Annotated in this window: 1 protein-coding gene; it reads left to right on the top strand. The window is 70.8% G+C overall.

Going from position 1 to position 1796, the window contains the following annotated elements; all coding sequences use genetic code 11:
• The first annotated feature begins 131 nt into the window (after window positions 1-131).
• Window positions 132-1667, top strand: a complete 1536-nt coding sequence (locus AC2VON_RS09160; protein WP_486952669.1) for a FadD7 family fatty acid--CoA ligase — start codon at window positions 132-134, stop codon at window positions 1665-1667.
• Window positions 1668-1796 lie beyond the last annotated feature (129 nt).

Genomic DNA, 1796 nt, shown 5'->3' with positions numbered 1-1796 from the left:
TGCCAATCCCGTTGAGCTTGAGGGCATCGACGACAAGGTGGAAGCCGTCGGTCGGTCGCGCGGGTGTCGATGGGGTCGCCATGGCACCACTGTTGTCTAAAATCCCACCGGAGTCGACCTAGGCTGGGCTGATGGTGCCCGTCCCCGTCGAACTGCACGCCGTGGCAAGCCGCCAGCCGGGGGCCACTGCGCTTCTGGTCACCGCCGACCGGGTCCGGGTCACCTACCGGAACCTGGTTGCGCTGGTCGATGAGCTCGCGGAGAACCTGCTGCGGGCCGGGTTGGCGCCCGGCGATCGGGTGGCGCTGCGGGCACACAGCGACGCCGCCTATGTCGTCGGGCTGTTGGCGGCTGTGCACGCGGGCCTGGTGGCGGTGCCGCTGGATCCCGCCCTGCCCGCCGCCGACCTGCGTGCCCGGGTGACGGCGGCGGGAGCGCGTGCCCTGCTGGTGGGTGAGCAAGCCAATACGACGGGGCCGCCCCTGCCGTGCTGGCCCATCGCGGTGACACCCGGCGGCGACGGCGGCACGGCCGCAGTCACGCTGGACGTCACCGCGAAACCACAACCACCGGCACCGCCGCCCGAGGGACTGAGCCGTGACGATGCGGTGATCATGTTCACCGGGGGTACGACGGGCTCGCCGAAGATGGTGCCCTGGACCCGCGACAACATCGCTGGATCCGTCGGCGGCGTCGTCGACACCTGCCGGCTCGGCCCGCAGGATGCCACGGTCGCGGCGATGCCGCTGTTTCACGGCCACGGGCTGATCGCGACGCTGCTGTGCACCCTGGCTTCCGGGGGCGCCGTGCTGCTCCCGGCGGGGGGACGGTTTTCCGCGCGCACCTTCGCCGCTGATCTGGACGCGGCCGGCGCGACCTGGTTCACCGCGGTACCCACGATTCACCGGATTATCCTGGCACGCAACGATATCAGCCAGCACAGCGACGGATGGGGCAGACTGCGCTTCACCCGCAGTTGCAGCGCCGCGCTGGACGCCCAGACGGCGCAGGCGCTGCGGACGACGTTCGGCGCGCCGGTGCTGTCGGCGTTCGGCATGACCGAAGCCACCCACCAGGCGACCAGCACACGGCTGGACGAAGGGGACACGGCCACACCCGGGCTGGTCGGCAGGTCGACCGGGCCCGATTTTAGGATCGTCGGCGACGAGGGCCGGGCCTGCCCGCCCGGCGCCGTCGGCGAGGTTTGGCTGCGCGGCCGCACCGTGGTACGCGGTTATCTCGCCAATCCGGCTGCAACCGCAGCGAATTTCACCGACGGGTGGCTGCACACCGGCGACTTGGGGTCACTGTCGGCTGCCGGTGAGTTGACGCTGCGCGGCCGGATCAAAGAACTCATCAACCGGGGCGGGGAGAAGATATCGCCAGAACACGTCGAGGATGTGTTGGCCGGCCACCCGGATGTCGCCGAAGCCGTCGTGTTCGGTGTGCCGGATCCGATCTACGGGGAGACGGTGGCCGCGGTGGTCGTGCCGCGAGCATCGGCTGCGCCGACGTCCGCACAGCTCAGTGGGTTCTGCCGGGAGCGGCTCGCGGCCTTCGAGGTGCCCGCCTGCATCGCGCTCAGCGACGAACTGCCGCACACGGCGAAAGGCTCGGTCGACCGCCGCGCGGTGGCGCACAGGTTTTCGCCCGGAGAGCCGCAATGACGGCGCCGTTCACCTGGGATCTTCCTTACCGGTGGCCGCACACGCCGGTGCTCGCCCGCAACGTGGTGTGCACCTCGCAACCGCTCGCCGCCCAGGCGGGCCTGCGGATGCTCGCCGACGGCGGCAACG

It is taken from the genome of Mycobacterium sp. TH-M82 (assembly GCF_057473605.1).
This window is presented reverse-complemented; position numbering and strand designations above follow the sequence as displayed.